Raw genomic sequence first — 24,035 nt, 5'->3', positions numbered from 1 at the left:
TTTAGTTGTTTAGAATATAAGCTAATTCATACTCTAAATAATCTGCAAGTCCAAGCCAGTCTTGTCGTTCTTGAGCGGCTAACATTAATGGTATTATGTTAGAAATGGCTGATGTATCCTTTAATTTTTTCAGTTCTGACTCAAGTAAATCTATGCAATTTCTTAATCTTTTAGAGGCTTCGGCCTCTTTTCCCAAACGGAATTGTTGGGCTGTATTAATTAGTTGAACGTCTAAGGCTTGATTATTATGCAGCATTATTTGCAATCCTTGAATTGAGTTCCTTTGATTTTCGCACCAGATAGGTTTGATTGATAAAACTTTATACGAGGTTTAGTTGCTATATAATGTTCCAAGTTTCTAAGGTAGGCTCTAAAGTTAAGATCAGTTGAAACTCGCTCGCCTCTACCATTGATTATCCAGTGTTTTGCATTCCCCGCCTTAGGGCCAATTTCACCATCCTTCCAAAAAGCATGGGTTTTATTATTTGGATAGCTAAAATCACATCCGAATAATGTAATTTCCCAGATATTTAAGTGTACTGCAAGATCTATGGCTGGATGAATCACGCTGCCATTAGTAAATAAACGTAATTTTGGATATGTTTTATGAAGCTGATCGTAAATTTTCCCTTTTGAATACGCATTAAAACGAGGACCAGGCCAAGAACCAATTACTTTCGCGGGTATTCTAGGGAAATAGACTAGCGTTACTGTTTCAGGAATACTTTCTGGTAGATGCTCTTGTGTAATATTATGCTCGATACTAACGAGAATATCAGGAATAATACCTTGTCCCATTAATGCTTTGAACGATGTATCTACTGCTATCAGCAATGGCCTATCATTGCTAGGCCGCTCACGCTGTGATTTTAGATAACCGTAATGTTCCTCGAGTGTAGGGCCAGATCCTATGACAAAAGCTGTGTGCTGCTTGTGTATTAATTTTAACATTGCGGCATCAGGATCTAATTTGAGAAAAGAGAGATTCTCTGAGAATCTTGCTTTAATTACAGGGTCATCTAATTTATGTTTGCTATTCACAAATTCTATATTATTTTCGTAAACCAGCAAATCACGTAAACTGGCATTTTCATTTGAGACTAAACTTAAGTCTGGGGTGATGGCAATATAGACCGGATCAAGGCGATTTTGTTTTTGGGGCTCGAGTAGTTGAACTTTGGGATGACTAAGCCATTCTGATTGATCTGTATAGGTGATCAATAATGAGAATAGTGATGTATTAAGCAAGCAGACTTTAATCGTATTAATCGAGTTTTTTTCAATTAATAGTGTTGGAACATCTCCCATACCCACACCATAAACTGTCACACTATTTACATCTTTTGGAAGGGTATTGATATACAGTTTGGCTTCTGCAATACGATCGTGTCGGCTGCTTAATTGAATACCATTAACACTGATTGTTTGATTACTTCCAATAACTAAGTGAGCTTTAAGGTGATCAAATGGACTTGATTTTATTGCAGCTGCTACGATAGGCCAACGCTTGACGATAATATTGAGATTAGACGCAAATAGCTGAGTCATTCCGTTTCTCCGGAAGATTTCTGGGAGTTTGATATCACCAAGGTCACTATCTGGTCTCTCCACAGGGACTCGAACCCCGATCGGCCGCTTAGGAGGCGGCTGCTCTATCCTGTTGAGCTATGAAGAGACGACAGTGATTATACTGGTTTTATCTTTGATTAAAAGGCTTATGATTTAGTTGCTTAAATCTTAAGCGCTATGTCGTTTATCTGTACATTGTAGGCGGCATTTTGGTCTACAAGTACTGCGGTGGCACTTTCTTCGCTTACTTGCTCAATTTTTACCGTTGCACGACTTTTGGTCGCGACGGCGCGCATTTCATTGAGTCTATCGGGTAAGTTTTGTTGTAATACTACTTGGAATTTATCACCGACACGAATGCCATGTTTGCGGCCTAGATTTAATATAATCCTGTCTGCTTGTCGGCTAACGACTTGGCCAAGTAATGGCCTGCAATTAAGTGTGCTGTCTAAATCTCGGGTAGCTTGCAATATTAATTGAGTAATACTTTTTCCATAGGAGGAACGCCAGAATCTATTACTGTTGGGAGCAATGATAGCCTGTTCTTCAAATTCCCATGGGGCCGATGTGCTGTAGCTTTTGCTCCAGACCTCTTCGCCACTGATCCCATGATAGAGGCTGAGTTTGAATTGAAATTGCCTTAGCGGAGCTTCATCCCAAAATCCTAAGAAGGTGGGTTGTACAGGCTCTATCGATATATCAATGATCTGCGGTTGAAGAATATATTGGCTGTCGGTAATTTCACTGAGCCAGCTTGGGAGTCGATAACCGCGAATATCCACTAGGTCTTGTTCAATATCGAGTCGCTCGTTAGCATGGATGTGACTAAAGCCAGTTGAAGAGTAATCTTCTATAGTGTTCCCTAACGCCTCTGAAATGACCTCTTCAAAGCCTGAAAGTTGTCCATATCTAAGCTGAGAACGATCTTTTATTTGTGTTTGAGGTATTAAAATAGCGGCCTTTAATTGGCCATTAGGACACTGTTGTGTTGGATCATCATTTAGATCGAGGCGTAGGGATACATATATTTTATTTCCCTGAATTTGCTCGCTTACGAGTTGGATGTTTATGGCTTGGGCGTTACGATTTATCGCAAAGTTATTTTGTGTGAGGTTACCATTAGAGGTTTGTTGCTCGCTGGATATTTGAATACCTGTGCTTAAAGTCGCATAGCTAACAGCTTGATTAATTGCTTCTTCCCTTGCTTGAGCTGTATTACCATTGATAATAGTTGCTTCTCCGCTGGCTTCTATCCATTCGGCTCTGGTGGGCAAAGAAAGTAGTAAAAGGCTCAAAATGATGAGCGAAGCTGAACCTGGTATGTGCATCAATTCAATCCTTATCGCTAAGCTAATGGCGATATTACCAATCGAGCCAGTTTTCTGACTCTTAATCTAATATGTCAATAAAGCAAATTTCGTGCCTGAGTATGAGAACTTTTGATAAAGTTTCCAGCGTTACAGTCGATATACTGCGTAATAGAAGAATATTGTCGGACTGAGGTTAATATTGGTCCAAAGATTGCTGGTTTTTGTTACTCATTAAAAATTTGAAGCTTAGAAAGTGAGTCACTTGACTGCCAATGCACCCATAGATGAGGTAAATCCAATGCTAAAGCGTGTGATTATTCCCTTAACATTGATAATGTTAGGTGGATGTGTAGCTAAACCGGTTACGCCGCCCAAACCGAGTTTAGTGGATGGCAATGGGTTGCCGCCAACGGCAGTGATTAACCATTTAGCACAGCGAATAGTGACTGAGCTCGTTAAGCAAAATGATGCTTTGCGTTCTGATCAACCTATCGTAGTTGCAACACCAGTATTAGTGGGCGATTTGAATGGCACTAATGCGTTAGCGCAACAGTTACAGCAAGGATTAATGACGTCGCTCCATAGCTTTCAGTTTAATGTGGTGGATTTAAACTTAGCTGATGGCTTGAGAGTCACATCTGACGGGGATTTTATTTTGACGCGAGATTGGCAAAAATTGTCGAAAGATCTTCCTGTTGAGCATCTTGTCGTTTCGACTATGAGCGTAGTAACCAATGGTATGGCGATCAATACTCGGATTGTGAACATTAGTAACAATCGCGTGGTATCGGCATCTCAAACTTTTGTGACTCAAAAAGAGTTGGCAAACTACATGCAGCCTTCGGAGCAAATTGTCTCACAAAATGGCATCTTATATCGTCAGGCGAGTCCAGGTATGAATGAAGTACGTGTTTTAGGAGATGGAAAATGAAACGCTACCTTTTTGTTATTGTGGCGCTAATGCTAACTGGCTGCGCTGCTAAAGATAGATATGTGCAATGGGAAGATGTGCCGCCGCCGAGTTTTCCTAAGTTAACGGCTATAGGATATGCGCCGTTAGCGACTCAACCGGCTAAAGAGCAATCACAAAGAGTGTTGATGGCTATGCAGGCATCAAAAATTGTGGCTTATCGTGAATTAGCAGAACAAGTTTATGGGCAGAAAATAACGGCAAACAGCAGTGTCAGTGATTGGATGTTGACGGACGATAATGTCAAAGCGTCAGTTTCTGGTGTGATCCGCGGCGCACGAGTCGTTAAGAGTTATCCAGCAGGCGAGCATTATGTCACTGAGTTAGAACTTGATTTTTCACAGGTTTGGGCGCTTTATCAACAACAGAACCGTCCACAACGAGTGAAGGAAGTGACGTATTTCTAGCGTTATTGAATGTATGTTCAACAGCATGTATTGAGCCGCGTATTTACGCGGCTTTTCTTTTTGTACAAGACATTAATATCTAATCAGAGCTTAGAAAAGGGAATGCTAAGTGGGAGTGATGCGCTTGTTAGGCCTTTAAATCATTGCCTAAACTTGAGATAGTCGAGGTCTTGCCTTTATCGTTATAGGTGAGGCTGGAGGCGTTTCTGCTGGCTTGTAAAGCTTGAGCAAAGCGATTTAAACTCGCTAAATTCATCTCAATTAAACTGGCATTTTGTTCGTTTAATTCTTTGCATTCAGTCAATGCGTCTTTGATCTCGGCCATTTTATGCACGAGTTCGACTTGCTGAGTGAGTAGCGATTTATCACTGTGTTTTGCCAGAATATCATCATTAGTCTTTAGTTCTTTCAGACATTGCGATTTTTCGTTAGCAAGGGAAAGCAGTAAATCGGCGTTTTGGTCAACCAAAGCGCCTTTTTCCTTGAGTATGATTTGCTTAAGAACAGCCAAATGGGCGTGTTGTAGATCTACCAGTTTAGCTATTTCAGTCATAGTTACTCTTTATTTAAGTCATTAAGTTCGGCTTCAAAACTTGCAATATTGGCAGCCAACTTTTCAGGGTCAATTTTATAGCGACCTTCGGCAATAGCTTGTTTGATTTCGGCTACTTTCTTTTGATCAACTTCAGGAAGGCTAGCCATTTTAGTCTGAGCTCCTTGAAGTTGTTGTGCCTGGGCCGTAATGACCACTGAATCGCTTCTCTGTGGTGTTGTCGATTTTGTAGCAACTTGAGCAGATTGATCGCTGCTCGTTTTCGTTGCGCCTGAACGAACTTGCGCAGTCGTTGCAGTGTTGAGTTTGCTAATATCAATTGCCATTTTAGGCTCCAGCGTCGTGTGTACGGGATTTCTTAACTGGGGTATCGGCAGCTTACAAAAAAGCTTTAGATTATTTTACATTCTTACTTCAACTTCGCCAATGCCTGTGACTATAGCATCTAGTTCTTTGTTTGAACTGCTATTTTTGACTCTGATCCGATCACCTTTATTGCCATCTTGTAGGGCTTCGCCCGCTGTTTTGAGCTCGAATGAGCCAGAACGAACGTAGATAGAGATCGAATCATTTTTACAAACGAAGCATAAGTTGTTGCTTAATATGGGATTATCTTTTGCTACTCGTCGTTTTACTCGCACGCCAGCCAATTTACTCGGATCATCGAATTCGGCACCTCTCAAGCTATTTTGTTCAATGTAACGGACTTCTACTTGACTAGGAGAGATGAGTTCGCCTGGTGCTAAGATTTCGGTTGAGACAACAACGGGGAATAAGATATCCACCCGAACCGAGATATAGATTTGCCAAGGGTAAGCTAAGTCTTGCGTATCACAGCTGACTTTTAAGGTGTTATTACGGCTAATTTCCCTATCGCTAGCCAGTTCAACTTTCATTGGAGACGAACATTGTGACGGCAGCATTCTTGCGTCAACCATCTGTGGCGAAATATTTACTTTGGCATTTTCTGGAACGGATATTTTTTCTGAAATAAGCGCTTTAGCTAATTCTGAGATTGCCGATACGGTGGGGACAATAGGCTCTGCACTCGCTAAAGCGGGCATGAAGAGGGTGAAAAGACTAAAAAAACAGACTAAATTTACTTTCATAATGAAGAGACTAGCTTGTAACGCCAGAATGCACCTATACTTTTATTAAGTTCGAAGCTGACCACTGTAATAATTTGCATCACTGTCAGAAGATTGACTCAGTTTCGACTATGTTTATCGATAGATAAGACGTAAGCAATTAATATGCCTATACTCAACTGAGTTATAGGGCCGAACATAAACAGAACAACAAGGCAGAGTTATGTCGAGTATTCTTGATTCAGTCAACAAACGAACCCAGCTCGTTGGACAAAACCGTTTAGAATTGCTGCTTTTTAAATTAAACGGTCGTCAACGGTTTGGGATTAACGTGTTTAAGGTGAAAGAAGTACTGCAGTGTCCACCACTGACCACTTTGCCTAAACTTAATCCTTATGTGAAGGGGGTTGCTCATATTCGTGGAACAACCATTTCAGTGATTGATTTGAGTGCGGCAACAGGGGGAAAACCTTTAGCGAGCACTGAAAACTGTTTCATCATTATTTCTGAATATAACCGCAGTGTTCAAGGCTTCTTGGTCAGTTCTGTTGAGCGGATCATCAACATGAATTGGGAAGCGATTATGCCTCCGCCGCAAGGTGCTGGTCGTTATTCTTATCTGACAGCTGTGACTGAAATTGAAGGTGAATTAGTTGAAATTCTCGATGTGGAAAAAATCTTAGATGAGATTTCACCGGTTAAAACGGCTATCAGTGAAGAAGCCAATGAAAAACTGACCCTCGACAGAACTCAGCATTACCATATTATGGTTATTGATGATTCTGCCGTGGCGCGTAAGCAAATTATTCGTTCACTTGAGTCATTGAATTTACAAATTGATACCGCAAAAGATGGTCGCGAAGCATTAGACAAGCTTAAAGAAATCGCCAAAGAGATGGATAATGTGGCCGATGAGATCCCCCTCATCATCTCTGATATTGAGATGCCTGAAATGGATGGCTACACCCTGACCGCTGAAATCCGAGATGATCCTAAGCTTAAGCATATTAAAGTGGTACTGCATACTTCGTTAAGTGGTGTATTCAATCAGGCAATGGTTCAAAAAGTGGGGGCTAATGACTTTATCGCTAAGTTTAATCCTGACGAACTGGCCGCTGCTGTGAATAAGCATTTAAGTTTGTAATTGCTGTAGGTTAGTACCTAGATACGCTTTACGCTATAATCTCGACTTTATAACATGATGGTTTCGCACTGATTTTGGTGCTTGCTATAGGATTTAGGATGTGAATGTGCCAAATAAATCACTCGCTGAGGCTGAATATAATCAATTTAGGTTGTTCTTAGAGCAACACAGCGGCATCGTACTGGGTGAAAATAAGCAATATCTTGTGCGCAGTCGTCTTGCTCCTTTGATGGGCAAATATAACCTGCCATCCTTATCTGATGTGGTTAAGCATTCGATGAAGCCTACTGAGCGTGCGCTCAGAGCTGAAGTGATCGATGCTATGACGACCAATGAAACCCTTTGGTTCCGTGATCGTTATCCATTTGAGTTGTTGAATAATGTCCTACTACCAGAATACAGTCGTCTGGGGCGTCCGCTTAAAATTTGGTCTGCGGCTTGCTCGTCAGGCCAAGAGCCATACTCATTGGCTATGACTATTCTTGAGTATCAACAGAAGAAGCCTGGTGCCTTGGCTGGTAGTGCTTCGATTCAAGCAACGGATTTATCTCCTTCCATGTTGGAACGCTGCAAAAATGCCGAGTACGATAGTTTGGCATTAGCGCGTGGTTTATCTGAAGAACGTAAGCGTCAGTTTTTTGATGCATTACCTTCAGGTAATATGAAGTTAAAGGATAATGTGAAGCGGTTGGTGAACTTTAGAGCGCATAATTTGCTTGAGAGTTATAGTCTGCTTGGCAAGTTCGACATTATCTTTTGCCGCAATGTGCTGATTTATTTTGCACCAGAGGCAAAGGCAAAAATTTTGCGGCAATTCGCTGCCGCTCTCAATCCCAAAGGGATTTTATTTCTCGGTGCATCAGAATCTATCGCTGGTTTAACGGACGAGTTTGATATGGTTCGTTGTAACCCTGGCATTTATTACCAGAAAAAGACTTAACTCAGCCGCTCTAAAGAAAATTACCGACAATTGTCGGTAATTTTTTACCCATCACTTGCTCATCCTTGTTGTTATTCTCAAAATTTTCCTGATGTTGGCACATGAATTGCTTTATTTTCGTGAGAACACGAGGAGGCAATTTTATGGCGATCAATTTTGATAATGCACTGGGTGTGCATCAATACACTCTCGGTATTAGAGCGCAGCGGGCTGAAGTTATTTCAAGCAATATCGCTAACGCAGATACGCCACATTACAAAGCCCGCGATGTTGATTTTTCTGCGGCAATGCAGGCCGCTCGAGGCCAACAGCAGCAGCGAAATAGTCTTGAAATGCAAGAGCCAGATAAGCATTTTGGGCTTGCGGAGTTGACTGGGCAATTTGTTAAGTTCCGTGTGCCAAATCAACCCGATACCGGTGATGGTAATACTGTTGATATCCAACAGGAACAATCGGCATTCATGCAAAATGCACTTGAATATCAAATGTCGCTAGGTTTTTTAGACAGTAAGTTTAGTGGCATGAAGAAAGCGTTGAGAGGGGATTAATCATGAGTTTATTTAGCATATTTGATGTTGCTGGTTCGGGAATGTCTGCTCAATCGGTCAGGCTAAACACCACCGCGAGCAACATAGCCAACGCGGATTCCGTCTCGAGTAGTGTAGATAAGACCTATCGTTCCCGTCATCCCATTTTTGAAGCCGAAATGGCTAAAGCCCAAAGTCAGCAACAAGCTTCTCAAGGCGTTGCAGTAAAAGGCATTGTAGAAAGTGATAAACCACTACTGAAAGAATACTCGCCCGATCATCCTATGGCGGATGCGGACGGCTTTATTTATAAACCGAATGTTAATGTCATGGAAGAAATGGCAGATATGATTTCTGCTTCGCGCTCATATCAAATGAATGTTCAAGTCGCTGAAGCAGCTAAGTCTATGCTGCAACAAACACTTGGGATGGGTAAATAACATGTGTTACTTAGGAGGTAAGCTGTGAGCCTCATTAATCAAATTAACCAAGCGTCGGCGCAGACGGCTCAAAATAAGAGTCAGCCAAATGCCGTTACGACGAATTCATCAACCAGCTCAACGGGTAATCCGTTTCTTGATGGCATACGTTTGCCAAAAGAGTCAATAGTACCGGAAGCAAAAAGCCAGCAGTTAACTCAAGATGACTTTTTCTCGTTATTAAGCCAACAGTTATCGATGCAAGATCCCTTTAAGCCCGTCGACAACGACCAAATGATTGCGCAGATGGCATCATTCTCGACGGTTGATGGTATTACTAAGTTGAATAAGGAAATCGTTAATTTAAACGATGTTATGACATCAAGCCAAGCATTACAGGCATCAGGACTTGTTGGTCGCAAGGTGTTGATCCCAACTGATACAGGTAACATTTCAGCTGAAAGCCCAACAATAAAAGGTGTGATTAGCACGCCAGCTAAAATTCCTGAAGTTACTGTACGTGTTGAGGATGAGAAAGGCCAAGTTGTGACCACCTTTAAAGTTGATGGCAGTAAGGGGGGCAATGTCGATGTTAACTGGGATGGCCTCGATAAAGACGGAAACCCTGTAACCGCAGGTAACTATACGATCAAGGCGAGTGGTTTAGTGGATGGGAAATCCCAAGAATTGCCAGTCTCGACCTATGCTCATGTGACCAGCGTTTCTCTCGGTACGGCCAGTACTGGCGCGATTCTTAACTTGAGAGGCGGTATGGGCATCAAGTTAACCGATGTGTTAGCTGTGTCTGAAACCTAAGTTTGCCTAAAAGAATTTTTGCAGTATCCGAATTGGGCGTAAGTCGCTCATAAATGAATTGAGTCAAGTGTAGAGGTGAATTATGTCGTTTAACATTGCATTGAGTGGCATTTCTGCCGCGCAGAAAGATTTAAACACTACGGCGAATAACATTGCTAATGCGAACACCATTGGCTTTAAAGAGTCCCGTGCTGAATTTGCGGATGTTTACGCTAATTCTATTTTTTCAAATGCTAAAACTGCTGTCGGTGGTGGTGTTGCGACGAGCCAAGTGGCACAGCAATTCCATCAAGGTAGCTTACAGTTGACGAATAACTCCCTTGATATGGCGATTAAAGGGGGTGGCTTTTTCGTTACTGCCTCTGAACTGGGTACATTAGACCACTCGTTTACCCGTGCTGGAGCATTTAAGGTCGATAAAAATAATTACATGGTTGATTCTGCTGGTAATTATTTGCAAACTTTCCCTGTGGATAAAGATGGGAACTCGACATCAGTGAGTTTAACGACGGCTAAGCCGGTACAAATACCAGACACTGCAGGTAGCCCTGTAAAGACTGAGAATGTTACTTTACAAATGAACTTAAATGCTAAGGAAAGTGCACTCGACCCCGCGGCATTCGATCCTCTAGATGCAAAAACCTACAATAACGTTACATCAATGACAATTTATGACTCACTCGGTGAGCCACATATTATGACCACTTATTTTGTTAAGCCCAAAGATGGTTCGTACAATGGTGAGAACAATTGGGTGGCTTACTATGCTGTTGATGGAAAGCAAGTCGATTTAGCCGGTCCTGCTGGTACTTATCAAACAGATACCACCGGCGATGGTACGCCTGATGCAACGGGCACAGCTCAAACTGCTGGTGGTTGGAAAGGCTCTGTACTCAAGTTCAATTCTGTTGGTGTCTACACTGGTAGTGATCCTGCTATAGTCAAGACTGAGGCTTTGGGCGTCAGTGGTGCAGGTGTTTTAGGGCCAGGTGCCGATGGTACTCAAGAGTTGACTGTGAAGTTTAATGCCCCAACGCAATATGCTGCTCCTTTTGGTGCAACTGAGTTGACGCAAGATGGTACGACTGTAGGCCGCTTAACTAACGTTGAAATCGGCGAAGATGGTTTAGTGACCGCGAGTTATTCTAATGGTTCAACCGTGCCTTTAGCACGGGTTGCTTTAGTTCGTTTTGCTAATGAACAAGGTTTAACGCAAGTGGGTAATACGTCGTGGAAAGCCAGTTTAGCTTCAGGTCCAGCGTTAGCGGGTGAGGCAAATAGTGGAACTTTTGGTAGCATCAGTTCATCGGCGTTAGAGCAATCGAACATCGATTTAACTACTGAACTGGTCGATTTAATTTCGGCACAGCGTAACTTCCAAGCGAACTCTCGTACCCTTGAAGTGAATAACACGCTGCAACAAACCGTATTACAAATCCGCTAATCATTACTTTATTTAACTAAGTGTTGCCGCCAGTGGCAACACTTAGCCTTTATCCTGCCGTCAAATCACTTCATTTTCATATTTTTCAATTCTATCAGTAAATTAAACGTTATTTTTTTTGGCATGATGCTTGCTTGGATATTGTCATGTAGAAAATTTGACGGAGCAGTCTGTGGACAAATTCCTTTATGTCGCCATGAGTGGCGCTAAGCAAAATATGAATGAGCTGGCACTCCGTGCGAACAACTTAGCCAATGCTAATACCGATGGTTTTAAATCAGATATGGCGCAGGCCAGATCGATGCAAGCCTTCGGTGAAGGGTTGCCTTCAAGGGTGTTTGCGATGACAGAATCTCCGTCAGCTAATTTTCGCTCTGGTCCGATAAAAACCACTGGACGGGATCTCGATGTTGCCATTAAAGGCGATGGCTGGTTTGCCGTTCAGGCGAAAGATGGCAGTGAAGCTTATACCCGTTCCGGTAGTCTCAGTTTCGATGCGACGGGCATGTTGTATAACGACAGAGGCAATCCCGTGATGGGGGATGCTGGCCCGATAGTGCTGCCATTACCTATTGATAAAGTGTCAATTTCACAGGATGGCATAGTGTCTGTTCGCCCTCAAGGGGCGACTGCTGAAGTGATAGAAGAAGTGGCGAGATTGAAGTTAGTTAATCCCGGCAATGCGCAGATGATGCGTGGTGAAGATGGATTATTTCGACAAATGTCAGGCGAACCTGCACCAGCTGACCCTTTCGTCACAGTTGAAAGTGGTGCCGTAGAGGGCAGTAACGTTAACCCTGTTGATGAAATGGTGTCTTTGATTGATCTTCAGCGCCAGTTTGAATTGCAAGTCAAGATGATGAAAACCGCGGAAGAGAATGATCGCGCTTCATCTTCATTAATGCGTATTAGTTAGGAGATAGATTATGCATCCGGCGTTATGGATTAGTAAAACTGGCTTAGACGCACAGCAAACTGATATTTCAGTGATTTCAAACAACGTAGCGAACGCTAGCACTGTGGGCTACAAAAAAAGCCGCGCAGTATTTGAAGATTTACTCTATCAAACAGTTAACCAAGCGGGTGGTGTTAGTGCATCTAACACTAAGCTACCCAACGGATTAAACATAGGTGCGGGTACGAAAGTCGTCGCCACTCAAAAAATGTTTACTCAGGGTAACATGCTGACGACGGATAACTCGCTGGATCTTATGATTGAAGGTCCTGGATTTTTTGAAATCCAGCTCCCTGATGGAACCACTGCTTATACTCGAAATGGTCAGTTTACCTTAGACGATACGGGTCAGATTGTGACTCCAGGTTCTGGCTATTTGCTACAACCCGCGATCACTATTCCTGATAATGCGACCAGTATTACCGTTTCAGCAGAGGGTGAAGTTTCAGTAAAAACGCCGGGTACCGCTGAGAACCAAGTCGTGGGTCAGTTGACTATGACGGATTTTATTAATCCATCGGGTCTAGATCCTATGGGACAAAACTTATATACGGAAACTGGTGCGAGCGGCACGCCAATTCAAGGTACCGCTTCGTTAGATGGCATGGGTGCTATTCGTCAAGGCGCCTTAGAAACCTCTAACGTGAACGTGACCGAGGAACTGGTGAACCTTATCGAAAGTCAGCGCATTTACGAGATGAACTCCAAAGTGATTTCAGCGGTAGATCAGATGCTGTCTTATGTGACTCAGAATTTATAGAGGCAAACATCATGGCTAGATATCTTGTGTTGGCCGTCGCGTTATTGCTTGCAGCCTGTAGCTCGACGCAAAAGAAACCCCTTGCGGATGATCCCTTTTACGCGCCGGTATACCCAGAGGCGCCGCCGACAAAAATTGCCGCAACTGGCTCTATTTATCAAGACAGCCAAGCATCTAGCTTGTATTCGGATATACGCGCCCATAAAGTCGGTGACATTATCACTATCGTATTGAAGGAATCGACTCAGGCGAAGAAGAGTGCAGGCAATCAGATCAAAAAAGGCTCAGACATGAGCTTAGATCCCATCTTTGCTGGTGGTAGTAATGTGTCCATTGGCGGAGTGCCAATTGATTTGCGTTACAAAGATAGCATGAACACTAAGCGTGAATCGGATGCGGATCAGAGCAATAGTCTAGATGGCAGTATCTCGGCAAACGTGATGCAAGTGCTGAACAACGGCAGCTTAGTGATCCGTGGTGAAAAATGGATTTCAATCAATAATGGTGATGAGTTTATTCGTGTCACTGGTCTCGTTCGCTCGCAGGACATTAAACCCGATAACACTGTCGATTCAACGCGAATGGCTAATGCCCGTATCCAATACAGTGGCACAGGCACTTTCGCAGATGCTCAAAAAGTGGGCTGGTTAAGCCAGTTCTTTATGAGCGACTGGTGGCCCTTCTAAGGAGTCGTATCATGAAATATAAACTGGTGTTAGCCGTTGCCATGCTAGTGTTTTCTCTACCTAGTCAGGCTGAACGAATTAAAGATATTGCCAATGTGCAAGGTGTGCGTAGTAACCAGTTGATTGGTTATGGCTTAGTGGTCGGTTTGCCGGGAACGGGGGAAAAAACCAGTTATACCGAGCAGACCTTTATGACTATGCTCAAAAACTTTGGGATTAATCTTCCTGACAACGTCAAACCGAAAATTAAAAACGTTGCAGTGGTAGCCGTACACGCGGATATGCCTGCCTTTATCAAACCTGGTCAAGATCTTGACGTGACGGTATCTAGCTTAGGCGAAGCCAAAAGCTTACGCGGTGGCACCTTATTACAGACCTTTTTGAAAGGGGTCGACGGTAATGTGTATGCGATCGCCCAAGGTAGTTTAGTGGTGAGTGGTTTTAGTGCCGATGGTTTAGATGGTTCAAAGGTGATTCAAAATACGCCAACTGTAGGTCGTATACCGAATGGCGCAATTGTTGAGCGTAGTGTAGCGACCCCATTTTCAACTGGCGATTATTTGACGTTTAACCTACGTCGTTCGGACTTCTCTACTGCGCAGCGCATGGCCGATGCGATCAATGATCTATTAGGTCCTGATATGGCGCGTCCTTTAGATGCGACGTCTGTTCAGGTAACAGCTCCACGTGATGTATCACAACGGGTTTCCTTTTTAGCAACGCTTGAAAACCTCGATGTTGTTCCCGCAGAGGAATCTGCCAAAGTGATCGTTAATTCACGTACTGGAACCATAGTGGTTGGGCAAAACGTACGCTTACTCCCTGCGGCGATTACCCATGGCGGCATGACTGTCACTATTGCGGAGGCGACACAGGTTTCGCAGCCTAACGCGTTGGCAAATGGTCAAACAACCGTCACGAGTAATAGTACGATTACAGCAACAGAAAGTGACCGCCGTATGTTTATGTTTAATCCAGGCACTACGCTGGATGAGCTGGTTAGAGCGGTTAACTTAGTCGGTGCAGCCCCTTCAGATGTGTTAGCAATACTTGAAGCATTAAAAGTGGCAGGAGCTTTGCATGGTGAACTTATCATCATCTAATTTCTGTCGGGAAAATCATGGAAAAGCTTTCAAGTTCATCACATTTTCTTGATTTGGGCGGGCTAGATTCACTCCGCGCCCAGGCTCAGAAAGATGAGAAGGGCGCCTTGAAAAAGGTTGCCCAACAATTTGAAGGTATTTTCGTGCAAATGCTGATGAAAAGTATGCGCGATGCCAATGCGGTTTTTCAGTCTGATAGTCCACTCAATAGCCAATACACTCAGTTTTACGAGCAGATGCGCGATCAGCAGTTATCGGTCGATTTATCTGACAAAGGTGTATTGGGCCTTGCCGATATGATGGTGCAGCAACTCTCTCCCGAAACAAGTCATTTCACGCCTGCATCGGTATTGCGTGACGATGGTGGAATGAAAATGCTCCACGACGATAAAGCGCTTAATGTGCCTATGCAGAGTTCAGCCGCTCCTGTGGTTGAACCCACAGTTGTAAATCATGGTGTGCCGGCTGCTATCGCTCGGCCTGTATTTGAACCGGATAGAGCTGAAGATGCAAATTCATCAATGGACATTGATGCGCCTAATCGTTCACTGGCTATCGATACGCCTAAGCCGAGCTGGAGTGAACAATCACTTTCAGTGGTAGAACCTGTGATTAGCGGCCAAGTTTTGCCGACGGCAGCATTTAGGGAAACCCAAAAAATTGTCAGGTTCGGTAGTCGAGAAGAATTTTTAGCGACCTTATATCCACATGCTGAAAAAGCCGCAAAAACATTAGGTACTCAACCAGAAGTATTGTTGGCGCAATCGGCACTGGAAACTGGCTGGGGACAAAAAATCGTCCGCGGCAATAACGGTGCGCCGAGTCATAACCTATTCAACATTAAAGCTGATCGTCGTTGGTTAGGTGATAAGGCTAACGTCAGTACCTTAGAATTTGAGCACGGTGTTGCTGTCCAGCAAAAAGCTGACTTCCGAGTTTATAGTGATTTCGAGCATAGCTTTAACGATTTTGTGTCCTTCATTGCCGAAGGTGAACGTTATCAAGATGCGAAAAAAGTGGCCGCTTCCCCTACTCAATTCATCCGAGCTTTGCAGGATGCGGGTTATGCCACTGATCCTCGATACGCTGAAAAAGTGATTAAAGTGATGCAGTCGATCAGTGAAGAACTGAAATCAATTCTGCCAGGAGAAGACAAATGATGAATCTTACAACCCTGTTTGTTCATAGGAGTGTCAACTAATGGCCGTTGATCTACTGAATATAGCGCGAACTGGGGTGCTTGCCTCCCAGTCGCAACTGGGTGTTACCAGTAATAACATAGCTAACGCCAATACCGCTGGTTACCACAGACAAGTGGCAACCCAGTCGACTCTTGAATCGCAGCGTTTTGGTAGTAGTTTTTATGGCACAGGAACTTACGTTAATGACGTTAAGCGTATCTACAATGACTATGCCGCAAGAGAGTTACGCATTGGCCAAACAACGTTAAGTGCCGCCGAAGCCAGCTACGGTAAATTGAGTGAGCTAGATCAGCTGTTTTCACAGGTAGGTAAAGTTGTGCCACAAAGCTTGAATGACCTGTTTTCGGGGCTGAATAGTGTGGCTGATTTGCCTGCAGATTTGGGTATTCGGAGTTCGACCCTAACAAACGCACAGCAAGTTGCCAGCAGTCTTAATCAGATGCAGTCGTATTTGAATGGCCAGCTTAATCAGACCAATGACCAGATCACTGGTATGACTAAGCGTATCAATGAGATCAGTACAGAACTGGCAAATTTAAACCTAGAGTTAATGAAGTCGCCGAATCAGGATGCGCAGTTGCTTGATAAGCAAGATGCACTTGTTCAAGAGTTAAGCCAGTACGCTCAAGTGAATGTTATTCCATTAGAAAATGGTGCTAAGAGCGTAATGCTCGGTGGCTCAGTGATGTTGGTTTCTGGCGAAATTGCTATGACGATGGGAGTCCAAGCGGGTGATCCATTTCCGAATGAGCTCCAATTGACTTCAAGTATTGGTTCGCAAAGTGTCACTGTTGATCCGAGTAAACTTGGCGGTCAGTTAGGGGCCATTTTTGATTATCGTGATCAAACGTTAATTCCCGCGGGTCATGAGCTCGATCAATTAGCCTTGGGCGTGGCTGATAACTTCAATAAAATGCAAGCACAAGGTATTGACCTCAATGGGCAAGTTGGTACCAATATCTTCAAAGATATCAACGATCCTATGATGTCTTTGGGCCGTGCAGCAGGTTTTTCTGGTAATACAGGTAATGCAACGTTAGGCGTCACCATAGATGACACCAGTTTATTAACTGGTGGTGCCTACGAACTGTCATTTACCGCGCCTGCAACTTATGAGCTTAGAGATTCGAAAACGGGGGCAATTACGCCACTGACGTTAACTGGCTCGACTTTATCGGGTGGATCTGGATTTTCAATTGATATAAAAGCGGGCGCTATGGCGTCTGGCGATCGTTTTGCCATTCGCCCGACAGCAGGTGCTTCAAATGGCATTGAAGTGGTCATGAAAGACCCTAAAGGCATTGCCGCCGCATCACCAAAGATTACTGCAGATGCCGCTAACTCGGGCAATACCCAAGTGAAGTTGACTCAAATTAGCAATCGTAATGCCGCAAATTTCCCTGTAACGGGCAGTGAGTTGACGATAAAGCTCGATACCACAGTTGTGCCTCCAACCTATGAAGCATTCGACGCCGCGGGAACATCCCTTGGGGCTGCAGCCCCTTATACGCCTCCGAGTATTAGCGCTTTTGGTTTTACCTTTGAAGTTGACAGCAAAGCGGCTGCAGGCAATGACAGATTTACCTTCGATTTATCCTTCGCAGAGGGGGATAACTCTAATGCTGTTGCTATGGCTAAGTTGAGCGAAAGTAAGGTGATGAATGGGGGAAAGTCGACCCTAGCTGATGTGTTCGAGAACACTAAGCTCGAGGTAGGCAGTAAAACGAAAGCGGCTGAAGTGCGTGTTGGTTCGGCAGAGGCCGTGTATCAACAAGCTTATGCGCGAGTAGAGAGTGAGTCGGGCGTGAACTTAGATGAAGAAGCAGCAAATTTAATGCGTTTTCAGCAAGCCTATCAAGCCTCTGCGCGGATCATGACGACTGCACAGCAGATTTTTGACACCTTATTATCCTCAGTGCGTTAGGAGATTTAACTATGCGATTATCATCCGCGCAGATTTTTAATCAAAGCATTACCAGTGTGCTGCAAAAGCAAACGGCGACCAGCAAAATTCTTGACCAATTGAGCAGTGGTAAGAAAGTCAATACTGCTGGTGATGATCCTGTGGCGTCACAGGGTATCGATAATCTGAATCAGAAAAATGCACTCGTCGATCAGTTTATGAAAAATATTGACTATGCGACAAATCGTCTTGCTGTGGCAGAAAGCAAACTCGGTAGTGCTGAAGATTTAACTGGCTCTATGCGTGAGCAAGTTATGCGAGCGATAAACGGCACACTCTCAGGAACTGAGCGGCAAATGATTGCCGAAGAGATGAAAGGCAGCTTAGAAGAATTGCTCTCTATTGCCAATAGTAAGGATGAATCTGGCAATTATATGTTCTCTGGTTTCAGTACCGATAAAGAACCTTTTGCTTTTGATAACTCGACGCCGCCTAAAATAGTGTATAGCGGCGACTCTGGCGTCAAAAATAGTTTAGTACAAACGGGTGTTGCCATGGGGACAAACATCCCTGGCGATAGCGCGTTTATGAAAGCACCCAATGGACTTGGTGATTATAGCGTCAATTATTTGGCCAGCCAGCAGGGGGAGTTTAGCGTTAAAACAGCAAAAATTGCTGATGCTACAACTTATGTTGCTGATACATATACATTTAACTTCACTGATAATGGTGCTGGCGGTACTAACTTGCAAGTGCTCGATTCTGCAAGTAATCCTGTCGCAAACGTAGCTAACTTCGATGCCACTAATCCAGTTAGTTTTAATGGTATAGAAGTTAAAATTGATGGAAAACCCAGCGCTGGCGATAGTTTCACCATGGAGCCGCAGGCCGAAGTCAGTATTTTCGATACGATCAGTAATGCGATTGCATTAATTGAAGACCCTAATTCTGCCAACACTCCCCAAGGTCGAGCTCAGTTGGCACAGATATTGAATAACATCGATAGTGGCGTCAATCAAATTAGTTCTGCCAGAAGTGTGGCGGGGAATAATCTGAAAGTTGTCGAGAGTTACAAAGAGACTCATACCGAGGAGAAAGTGGTGAACTCATCAGCGCTATCACTCTTGGAAGATCTCGATTATGCATCAGCGATTACGGAATTTGAAAAGCAACAGCTTGCATTGAACGCAGTCTCTAGCGTGTTTAGTAAGGTGGGTTCTGTTTCCCTGTTCGACTTTATTTAACAGAAAGCAAGTACCTATCCATCTGTAAGATAAATTGTTAAAAATTTAGCCAAGCTCCAAGCCTTGGCGGTATAACTAGGAAGAGGAACTCAACATGGCTATTACAGTAAATACCAACGTGACTTCAATGAAGGCACAAAAGAATTTAAATACTTCCAGTAGCGGTTTAGCGACCTCAATGGAACGTTTATCCAGTGGTCTACGCATTAACAGTGCAAAAGACGATGCCGCTGGTCTAGCCATTTCTAACCGCTTGAACAGCCAAGTGCGCGGTTTAGATGTGGGTATGCGTAACGCAAATGATGCGATTTCAATTGCTCAAATCTCAGAAGGTGCGATGCAAGAGCAAACCAATATGCTGCAACGTATGCGTGACTTGACCATACAAGCCGAAAATGGTGCGAACTCAACCTCTGATGTAGATGCTATCAAATCAGAAATTGATGCGCTAGCATCTGAAATATCTGCTATCGCAAACTCCACTGCGTTCGGTAACACAAAATTACTTGATGGCTCATTTTCTACGGGAAAAAGTTTCCAAGTAGGGCATCAAAATACAGAAGATATCACTGTTACTGTATCTAAAGTCACTGCAAGTGCTTTGAAAGTTCAGGCATCTGATGTGAAGGTCTCTACTGCTGCTCAGAGAAGTACATCATTAACAAATATTGATGCAGCAATCAAACTTATTGATACTCAACGATCAAACTTAGGTGCTATTCAGAATCGACTTGCGTACAATATTAGCAATAGTGCAAATACCCAAGCTAACGTTGCAGATGCAAAGAGCCGTATTGTTGACGTTGATTTTGCAAAAGAAACTGCAACTATGACGAAGAACCAAGTACTGCAACAAACTGGTTCAGCTATGTTGGCACAGGCGAATCAATTGCCTCAAGTAGCATTATCCCTATTAGGGTAATTTTACATAAGTGAAGAGATTGTGCAGTACTTTTGCCTACTTGTTCTAGAATCATCTAAGAAAGTAGGCAAAGTGTTTATTGAGAAATTTACTTATTATTAACTTAATGAAAATTAAACTTTTTTTTAAAAAAATAATTTTTATCAAAAAAAATCTAAAGATAAAAAAGATACTGCCGTTAAATATACTGTAACCACTAAGACCCGCCTGGCTTAAGTAGACAGGCAAGTTAACAAGCCAGGTATAAAGAGGAAAGAATCATGGCCATTACAGTAAACACTAACGTCACATCTTTAAAAGCACAGAAAAATTTAAACTCTTCTGCCACTGGATTAGCCTCCTCAATGGAACGTCTATCAAGTGGGTTACGTATCAATAGTGCCAAAGACGACGCAGCGGGTTTAGCTATTTCTAACCGTCTAAACAGCCAAGTGCGCGGTTTGGATGTGGGAATGCGTAACGCCAACGATGCAATCTCAATCGCCCAGATTTCTGAAGGTGCGATGCAAGAGCAAACTAACATGCTGCAACGTATGCGTGATTTAACCATTCAGGCAGAAAATGGTTCAAATTCAACATCTGACGTATCAGCTATTAAGTCAGAGTTGGATGCACTTGCTACTGAAATCACTGCAATCGCTAATACTACTGCATTCGGTAATACCAAATTATTAGATGGTAGTTTTTCTGCTGGGAAATCGTTCCAAGTTGGTCATCAAAATGGTGAGGATATTGCAATTTCGGTAGGTAAAGTAACTGCCAGTGCGATAAAAGTACAGGCATCAGATATTAAAGTATCTACAGCGGCTCAGAGAAGTACATCACTAACAAATATTGATGCAGCAATAAAAACAATCGATAACCAAAGAGCAAAATTGGGTGCGATTCAAAACCGTTTAGCCTATAACATTAGTAACAGTGCGAATACGCAAGCAAACGTTGCTGATGCGAAGAGCCGAATTGTTGATGTGGATTTCGCGAAAGAAACATCGCAAATGACTAAGAATCAAGTTTTACAGCAAACGGGTTCTGCAATGTTGGCCCAAGCCAACCAGTTACCTCAAGTGGCCTTGTCACTGCTGTAGTTTAAAGCAGAATAGTGAGAATGTGATAAGGGAGGTTCGGTGACGGATCTCCCTTTGCCACTTTAAAGGTTAATGTAGTTTTATAGGGTAATTTTAATGTAACTATTTAAAGTTATTACTAAATTTGCTGAGGTATGGCTATGGATATCAATATAGCAAGTTCACCTTCTATGCTTCACAGTAAGGTTGATTTAGCTCAAACGCCGCTAAAAGTATCTTCTCCAGATGCAGAATTAAAGCGAAATACGGCGATTGAACAGGCTGCGGAACAAGATGTGACGAAAAATGAACAGAATCCAAGTAAGCTGGCTCAAGTTGCCACAGAGTTGTCTGATATGATGTCTATGATGCGTAAAGGTTTAGCATTTAAGGTTGATGAGAACTCTGGACAAGCTGTTGTGACTGTACTTGACCGAGATACTGGCGATGTCATTAGGCAAATGCCGAGTGAAGAAGCATTAGCCTTAGCTGAGAAATTATCTGAAGTCACTGGGCTTTTGATGAAAACAGAGGCGTAGATATCCACATTACTAGTAGTGATAGTTGAAGAGTAAGAGGTTTATATGGCATTAACAGCGATGGGTATCGGTTCTGGTTTGGATATTGGCAACATTGTTAAAGTGTTAGTCGATGCCGAAAAAACACCGAAAGAAGCGATGTTTAATAAAACGGAAGATAGCATCAAAGCAAAAGTTTCTGCAATGGGAACCTTAAAAAGTGCGTTGTCTACGTTTCAAGATGCCTTAAAAAAACTTCAAACTGGCGATGCCCTCAATCTGCGTAAGGTATCTGTTAGTAATCAAACTTATTTGTCAGCAACAACAGACAAAACTGCACAAGCCGGTAGCTATGGTATCAAAGTTGAGCAACTTGCCGTAAATCATAAAATTGCTGGAAAAAACGTTGCTGATCCTGCATTACCTGTAGGTGAAGGGAGCCTTGATTTTGGTATCAATGGTAAGAATTTTTCCATTGATGTTTCGGCTACCGATTCGCTTGCTGCGATTGCTAAAAAAGTTAATGAATCACCAGATAATGCGGGCGTAACTGCAACTGTTATTACCAGTGATGCAGGCAGTCGTTTGGTTTTTAGTTCAGATAAGTCAGGTGAAGACAATCAAATTAGTATTATAGCTAATGACACGACTGGAACTGGACTAAATGATATGTTCGGTGCTGGAAATATCTCCACGCTTCAAGATGCTAAAAATGCGGTTGTTTATATCGATAATCAGAAAGTTACCTCACAAACTAATGAAGTTAAAAATGCTATTGCAGGTGTGACGTTAAACTTAACTGATGCTGATGTTTCTAAGACGACTACGTTAAAAATTGAACAAGATGATGATGCAGTAAAGACAAATGTGAAAGCTTTTGTCGATGCCTACAATAGTTTAGCGACAGCAGTTGATAAAATGTCGTCCTATGATAAAGAGAAAAAAACAGCAGCTGCATTACAGGGCGACTCTATGATCCGTTCTATAGAATCGCAACTCCGAAGTATATCGAGTGAACGAGTGCCAACTGATAGCGGCAGTTCGATAGCATTATATGATATAGGTATAAAAACAGATAGATATGGTAAGTTATCTGTCGATGACACTAAACTTAATAAAGTCATCTCTGAAGATATGGCCAGTGTTGAGGCATTATTCTCGACACCAGATAAAGGGCTTGCTAATCGCTTTAATGATCTTGCAGATAGCTATGTCAAGTCTCGAGGATTGATTGCTTCTCGTCAAACCGGATATACCAATCAGCAAAGCCAAATCGCAGATCAAAGAGAAGCCTTTACGCTTAAAATGGATCAGTTAACCGCGCGTTTAACGAAGCAATTTAATGCGATGGATCTTGTCGTTGGTCAACTCAATCAACAGAGCAGTGGTCTTGTTGATCGTTTGAATTCGCTTCCTGGAGCTGTTAAAAAACGATAGTGAATTTATAAATGAGTAAGGGAAGTATAAGTGAAACAACTCGATGAGCTTAATGTCCTTTTGAGTGAAATTTTAAATAAACTGACTCAGCTTCCTGCTGAAGCTCCTCAATCTGACGAGTTGGTGTCGAACTTGCAGGTACTGGTTGGAGAGCGTCAAATTTTACTCAACGTATTAGTGGCTGATGCTAATATGACAGATGTTGATTATCTTCAACATCAGCTTGAACTTACTCAAGAGTACACAAGTAAAGCAAGTGTTGTTATGGCAGATAGGCAAGCATTATTACATGCAGGTAATAAGAATAAGCGCCAGATTAGTGTTTATGAGACTATAGATTTAAACAGGTAGGTTTTTATGAGAGGATCACTGCAATCGTATCGTAAGGTGTCTTTAGAGAGTGAAATTACTGTTGCGTCACCACATCGTATTATTCAGCTTATGTTTGCGGGGGCACTACAACGTTTAGCACAAAGTCGCCTTGCGATTGAACAAAATGACTTGTCTAATAAAGGTATGTACATTGGCAAAGCTATTGGGATTATTACTGGTTTAAACAATAGCTTAGATATGGACGCTGGTGGCCAGATAGCTAGGAATTTGAGTGATTTATATGACTTTATGTTGCGTAGAATTTCTGAAGCTAACTTAAATAATGATGTGAAAGCGATTGATGATGTATGTGATATTTTACGTACTATCAAAGAAGGTTGGGATGCAATTCCTGCAGATAAACATAATATTTCTGCGCATTCTGAAGCGGGTTAATATCTTATTTGGTGATTAAAAATAGACGCACTTGTTGTAATGCCGATCAGTTAAGACAGATCGCTTGACGATCTCGCTGAAAAGATCAAAATCCGATGACCTCATGTCATCGGATTTTTTATGCAACTCTCAGAAGCACTCGCCCGTACTCATATTACCCGCCTAACCGAATTCACCTGCTTAGCAGATGTGTTAGAACCTGAGTTAATTCAATCTTGTCTAGACTCTCAGGGCGTTGCGACGTTAAGACGGCGTAAATTGCCGATGGACGCGATGATTTGGGCCG

General features: G+C 42.8%; 28 protein-coding genes and 1 tRNA gene. 22 read left to right on the top strand and 7 right to left on the bottom strand.

What is annotated here, in order from left to right:
- Window position 1: 1 nt before the first annotated feature.
- From L5M18_RS04720 to L5M18_RS04705, 4 genes are all read right to left on the bottom strand, one after another.
- The gene (locus tag L5M18_RS04720) at window positions 2–256 is read right to left on the bottom strand and encodes a hypothetical protein (protein WP_263196067.1); all 255 of its coding nucleotides are present in this window, start codon (window positions 254–256) and stop codon (window positions 2–4) included.
- Complete coding sequence (locus L5M18_RS04715) at window positions 256–1,548, bottom strand: motility associated factor glycosyltransferase family protein (protein WP_263196066.1); 1,293 nt, start codon at window positions 1,546–1,548, stop codon at window positions 256–258. The genes L5M18_RS04720 and L5M18_RS04715 overlap by 1 nt, the downstream gene beginning before the upstream one ends.
- A 51-nt stretch (window positions 1,549–1,599) precedes the next feature.
- Window positions 1,600–1,675, bottom strand: a tRNA-Arg gene (locus L5M18_RS04710).
- 55 nt (window positions 1,676–1,730) lie between these two features.
- A complete protein-coding gene (locus L5M18_RS04705; RefSeq protein WP_131523072.1) occupies window positions 1,731–2,897 on the bottom strand; it encodes a flagellar assembly protein FlgT in 1,167 nt (388 codons plus the stop codon).
- Between the two features lie 280 nt (window positions 2,898–3,177).
- Between L5M18_RS04705 and L5M18_RS04700 the strand changes: the two genes are divergently transcribed.
- Together L5M18_RS04700 and L5M18_RS04695 are read left to right on the top strand one after the other, a co-directional pair.
- On the top strand, window positions 3,178–3,810 hold the full coding sequence (locus tag L5M18_RS04700; RefSeq protein ID WP_028761216.1) for a FlgO family outer membrane protein: 633 nt from the start codon (window positions 3,178–3,180) through the stop codon (window positions 3,808–3,810).
- On the top strand, window positions 3,807–4,256 hold the full coding sequence (locus L5M18_RS04695) for an LPP20 family lipoprotein (RefSeq protein WP_263196065.1): 450 nt from the start codon (window positions 3,807–3,809) through the stop codon (window positions 4,254–4,256). Before L5M18_RS04700 ends, L5M18_RS04695 begins: the two co-directional genes overlap by 4 nt.
- 127 nt (window positions 4,257–4,383) lie before the next feature.
- Here the strand turns inward: L5M18_RS04695 and L5M18_RS04690 are convergent, their stop codons facing one another.
- The 3 genes from L5M18_RS04690 to flgA form a co-directional block, all read right to left on the bottom strand.
- Entirely contained in the window at window positions 4,384–4,809 is a 426-nt protein-coding gene (locus L5M18_RS04690) for a flagella synthesis protein FlgN (protein WP_131523073.1), read from the bottom strand.
- A 2-nt stretch (window positions 4,810–4,811) separates the two neighbouring features.
- Window positions 4,812–5,135: a flagellar biosynthesis anti-sigma factor FlgM gene (flgM, locus tag L5M18_RS04685; RefSeq protein ID WP_107948432.1), complete on the bottom strand. Its 324-nt coding sequence runs from the start codon at window positions 5,133–5,135 to the stop codon at window positions 4,812–4,814.
- A gap of 75 nt (window positions 5,136–5,210) precedes the next feature.
- Window positions 5,211–5,918, bottom strand: a complete 708-nt coding sequence (flgA, locus tag L5M18_RS04680) for a flagellar basal body P-ring formation chaperone FlgA (RefSeq protein WP_263196064.1) — start codon at window positions 5,916–5,918, stop codon at window positions 5,211–5,213.
- Window positions 5,919–6,120: 202 nt separating this feature from the next.
- On the opposite strand from flgA, the gene L5M18_RS04675 reads away from it, so the two are divergent.
- From L5M18_RS04675 to L5M18_RS04580, 20 genes are all read left to right on the top strand, one after another.
- Window positions 6,121–7,041: a chemotaxis protein CheV gene (locus L5M18_RS04675; RefSeq protein ID WP_028761211.1), complete on the top strand. Its 921-nt coding sequence runs from the start codon at window positions 6,121–6,123 to the stop codon at window positions 7,039–7,041.
- Window positions 7,042–7,141: 100 nt separating this feature from the next.
- Entirely contained in the window at window positions 7,142–7,981 is an 840-nt protein-coding gene (locus tag L5M18_RS04670; RefSeq protein ID WP_168824478.1) for a CheR family methyltransferase, read from the top strand.
- 143 nt (window positions 7,982–8,124) lie between these two features.
- Window positions 8,125–8,529, top strand: coding sequence for a flagellar basal body rod protein FlgB (flgB, locus tag L5M18_RS04665; protein ID WP_113939454.1), 405 nt, complete (start codon window positions 8,125–8,127; stop codon window positions 8,527–8,529).
- A 2-nt stretch (window positions 8,530–8,531) separates the two neighbouring features.
- Window positions 8,532–8,948, top strand: a complete 417-nt coding sequence (gene flgC / locus L5M18_RS04660) for a flagellar basal body rod protein FlgC (protein ID WP_006085646.1) — start codon at window positions 8,532–8,534, stop codon at window positions 8,946–8,948.
- Between the two features lie 24 nt (window positions 8,949–8,972).
- The gene (flgD, locus tag L5M18_RS04655; RefSeq protein ID WP_263196063.1) at window positions 8,973–9,743 is read left to right on the top strand and encodes a flagellar hook assembly protein FlgD; all 771 of its coding nucleotides are present in this window, start codon (window positions 8,973–8,975) and stop codon (window positions 9,741–9,743) included.
- A gap of 82 nt (window positions 9,744–9,825) precedes the next feature.
- The gene (gene flgE, locus L5M18_RS04650; protein WP_028761207.1) at window positions 9,826–11,187 is read left to right on the top strand and encodes a flagellar hook protein FlgE; all 1,362 of its coding nucleotides are present in this window, start codon (window positions 9,826–9,828) and stop codon (window positions 11,185–11,187) included.
- 172 nt (window positions 11,188–11,359) lie between these two features.
- Window positions 11,360–12,103: a flagellar basal-body rod protein FlgF gene (flgF, locus tag L5M18_RS04645; RefSeq protein WP_113939456.1), complete on the top strand. Its 744-nt coding sequence runs from the start codon at window positions 11,360–11,362 to the stop codon at window positions 12,101–12,103.
- Between the two features lie 10 nt (window positions 12,104–12,113).
- Window positions 12,114–12,902, top strand: a complete 789-nt coding sequence (flgG, locus tag L5M18_RS04640) for a flagellar basal-body rod protein FlgG (RefSeq protein ID WP_028761205.1) — start codon at window positions 12,114–12,116, stop codon at window positions 12,900–12,902.
- Window positions 12,903–12,913: 11 nt separating this feature from the next.
- Window positions 12,914–13,588, top strand: a complete 675-nt coding sequence (gene flgH / locus L5M18_RS04635) for a flagellar basal body L-ring protein FlgH (protein WP_028761204.1) — start codon at window positions 12,914–12,916, stop codon at window positions 13,586–13,588.
- An 11-nt stretch (window positions 13,589–13,599) separates the two neighbouring features.
- Window positions 13,600–14,691, top strand: a complete 1,092-nt coding sequence (locus tag L5M18_RS04630; RefSeq protein WP_028761203.1) for a flagellar basal body P-ring protein FlgI — start codon at window positions 13,600–13,602, stop codon at window positions 14,689–14,691.
- A gap of 17 nt (window positions 14,692–14,708) precedes the next feature.
- Window positions 14,709–15,851: a flagellar assembly peptidoglycan hydrolase FlgJ gene (flgJ, locus tag L5M18_RS04625; protein WP_028761202.1), complete on the top strand. Its 1,143-nt coding sequence runs from the start codon at window positions 14,709–14,711 to the stop codon at window positions 15,849–15,851.
- Window positions 15,852–15,891: 40 nt separating this feature from the next.
- Window positions 15,892–17,817, top strand: a complete 1,926-nt coding sequence (gene flgK / locus L5M18_RS04620) for a flagellar hook-associated protein FlgK (protein WP_263196062.1) — start codon at window positions 15,892–15,894, stop codon at window positions 17,815–17,817.
- Window positions 17,818–17,828: 11 nt separating this feature from the next.
- Complete coding sequence (flgL, locus tag L5M18_RS04615; protein WP_263196061.1) at window positions 17,829–19,040, top strand: flagellar hook-associated protein FlgL; 1,212 nt, start codon at window positions 17,829–17,831, stop codon at window positions 19,038–19,040.
- Window positions 19,041–19,134: 94 nt separating this feature from the next.
- Entirely contained in the window at window positions 19,135–19,962 is an 828-nt protein-coding gene (locus tag L5M18_RS04610) for a flagellin (RefSeq protein WP_263196060.1), read from the top strand.
- Window positions 19,963–20,222: 260 nt separating this feature from the next.
- Window positions 20,223–21,047 (top strand): flagellin, encoded by an 825-nt coding sequence (locus L5M18_RS04605; protein WP_263196059.1) that lies wholly within the window; start codon window positions 20,223–20,225, stop codon window positions 21,045–21,047.
- A gap of 140 nt (window positions 21,048–21,187) precedes the next feature.
- Complete coding sequence (locus L5M18_RS04600) at window positions 21,188–21,565, top strand: flagellar protein FlaG (RefSeq protein WP_263196058.1); 378 nt, start codon at window positions 21,188–21,190, stop codon at window positions 21,563–21,565.
- Window positions 21,566–21,610: 45 nt separating this feature from the next.
- On the top strand, window positions 21,611–22,981 hold the full coding sequence (gene fliD, locus L5M18_RS04595; protein ID WP_263168853.1) for a flagellar filament capping protein FliD: 1,371 nt from the start codon (window positions 21,611–21,613) through the stop codon (window positions 22,979–22,981).
- Window positions 22,982–23,011: 30 nt separating this feature from the next.
- Window positions 23,012–23,332 (top strand): flagella biosynthesis chaperone for FliD, FliT, encoded by a 321-nt coding sequence (locus tag L5M18_RS04590; RefSeq protein WP_131523083.1) that lies wholly within the window; start codon window positions 23,012–23,014, stop codon window positions 23,330–23,332.
- A 6-nt stretch (window positions 23,333–23,338) separates the two neighbouring features.
- Window positions 23,339–23,749, top strand: a complete 411-nt coding sequence (fliS, locus tag L5M18_RS04585; protein WP_212600932.1) for a flagellar export chaperone FliS — start codon at window positions 23,339–23,341, stop codon at window positions 23,747–23,749.
- 120 nt (window positions 23,750–23,869) lie between these two features.
- The coding region (locus L5M18_RS04580) for a transposase domain-containing protein (RefSeq protein ID WP_263149190.1) at window positions 23,870–24,035 on the top strand (166 nt) is incomplete at its 3' end.

Origin of the sequence: Shewanella sp. SM20 (assembly GCF_025654545.1) — a bacterium.
In the GTDB taxonomy this organism is placed as follows: Bacteria; Pseudomonadota; Gammaproteobacteria; order Enterobacterales; family Shewanellaceae; genus Shewanella; species Shewanella oncorhynchi.
Note: the sequence above shows the minus strand (reverse complement) of the source record. Positions and strands in the feature narration are given on the sequence as shown.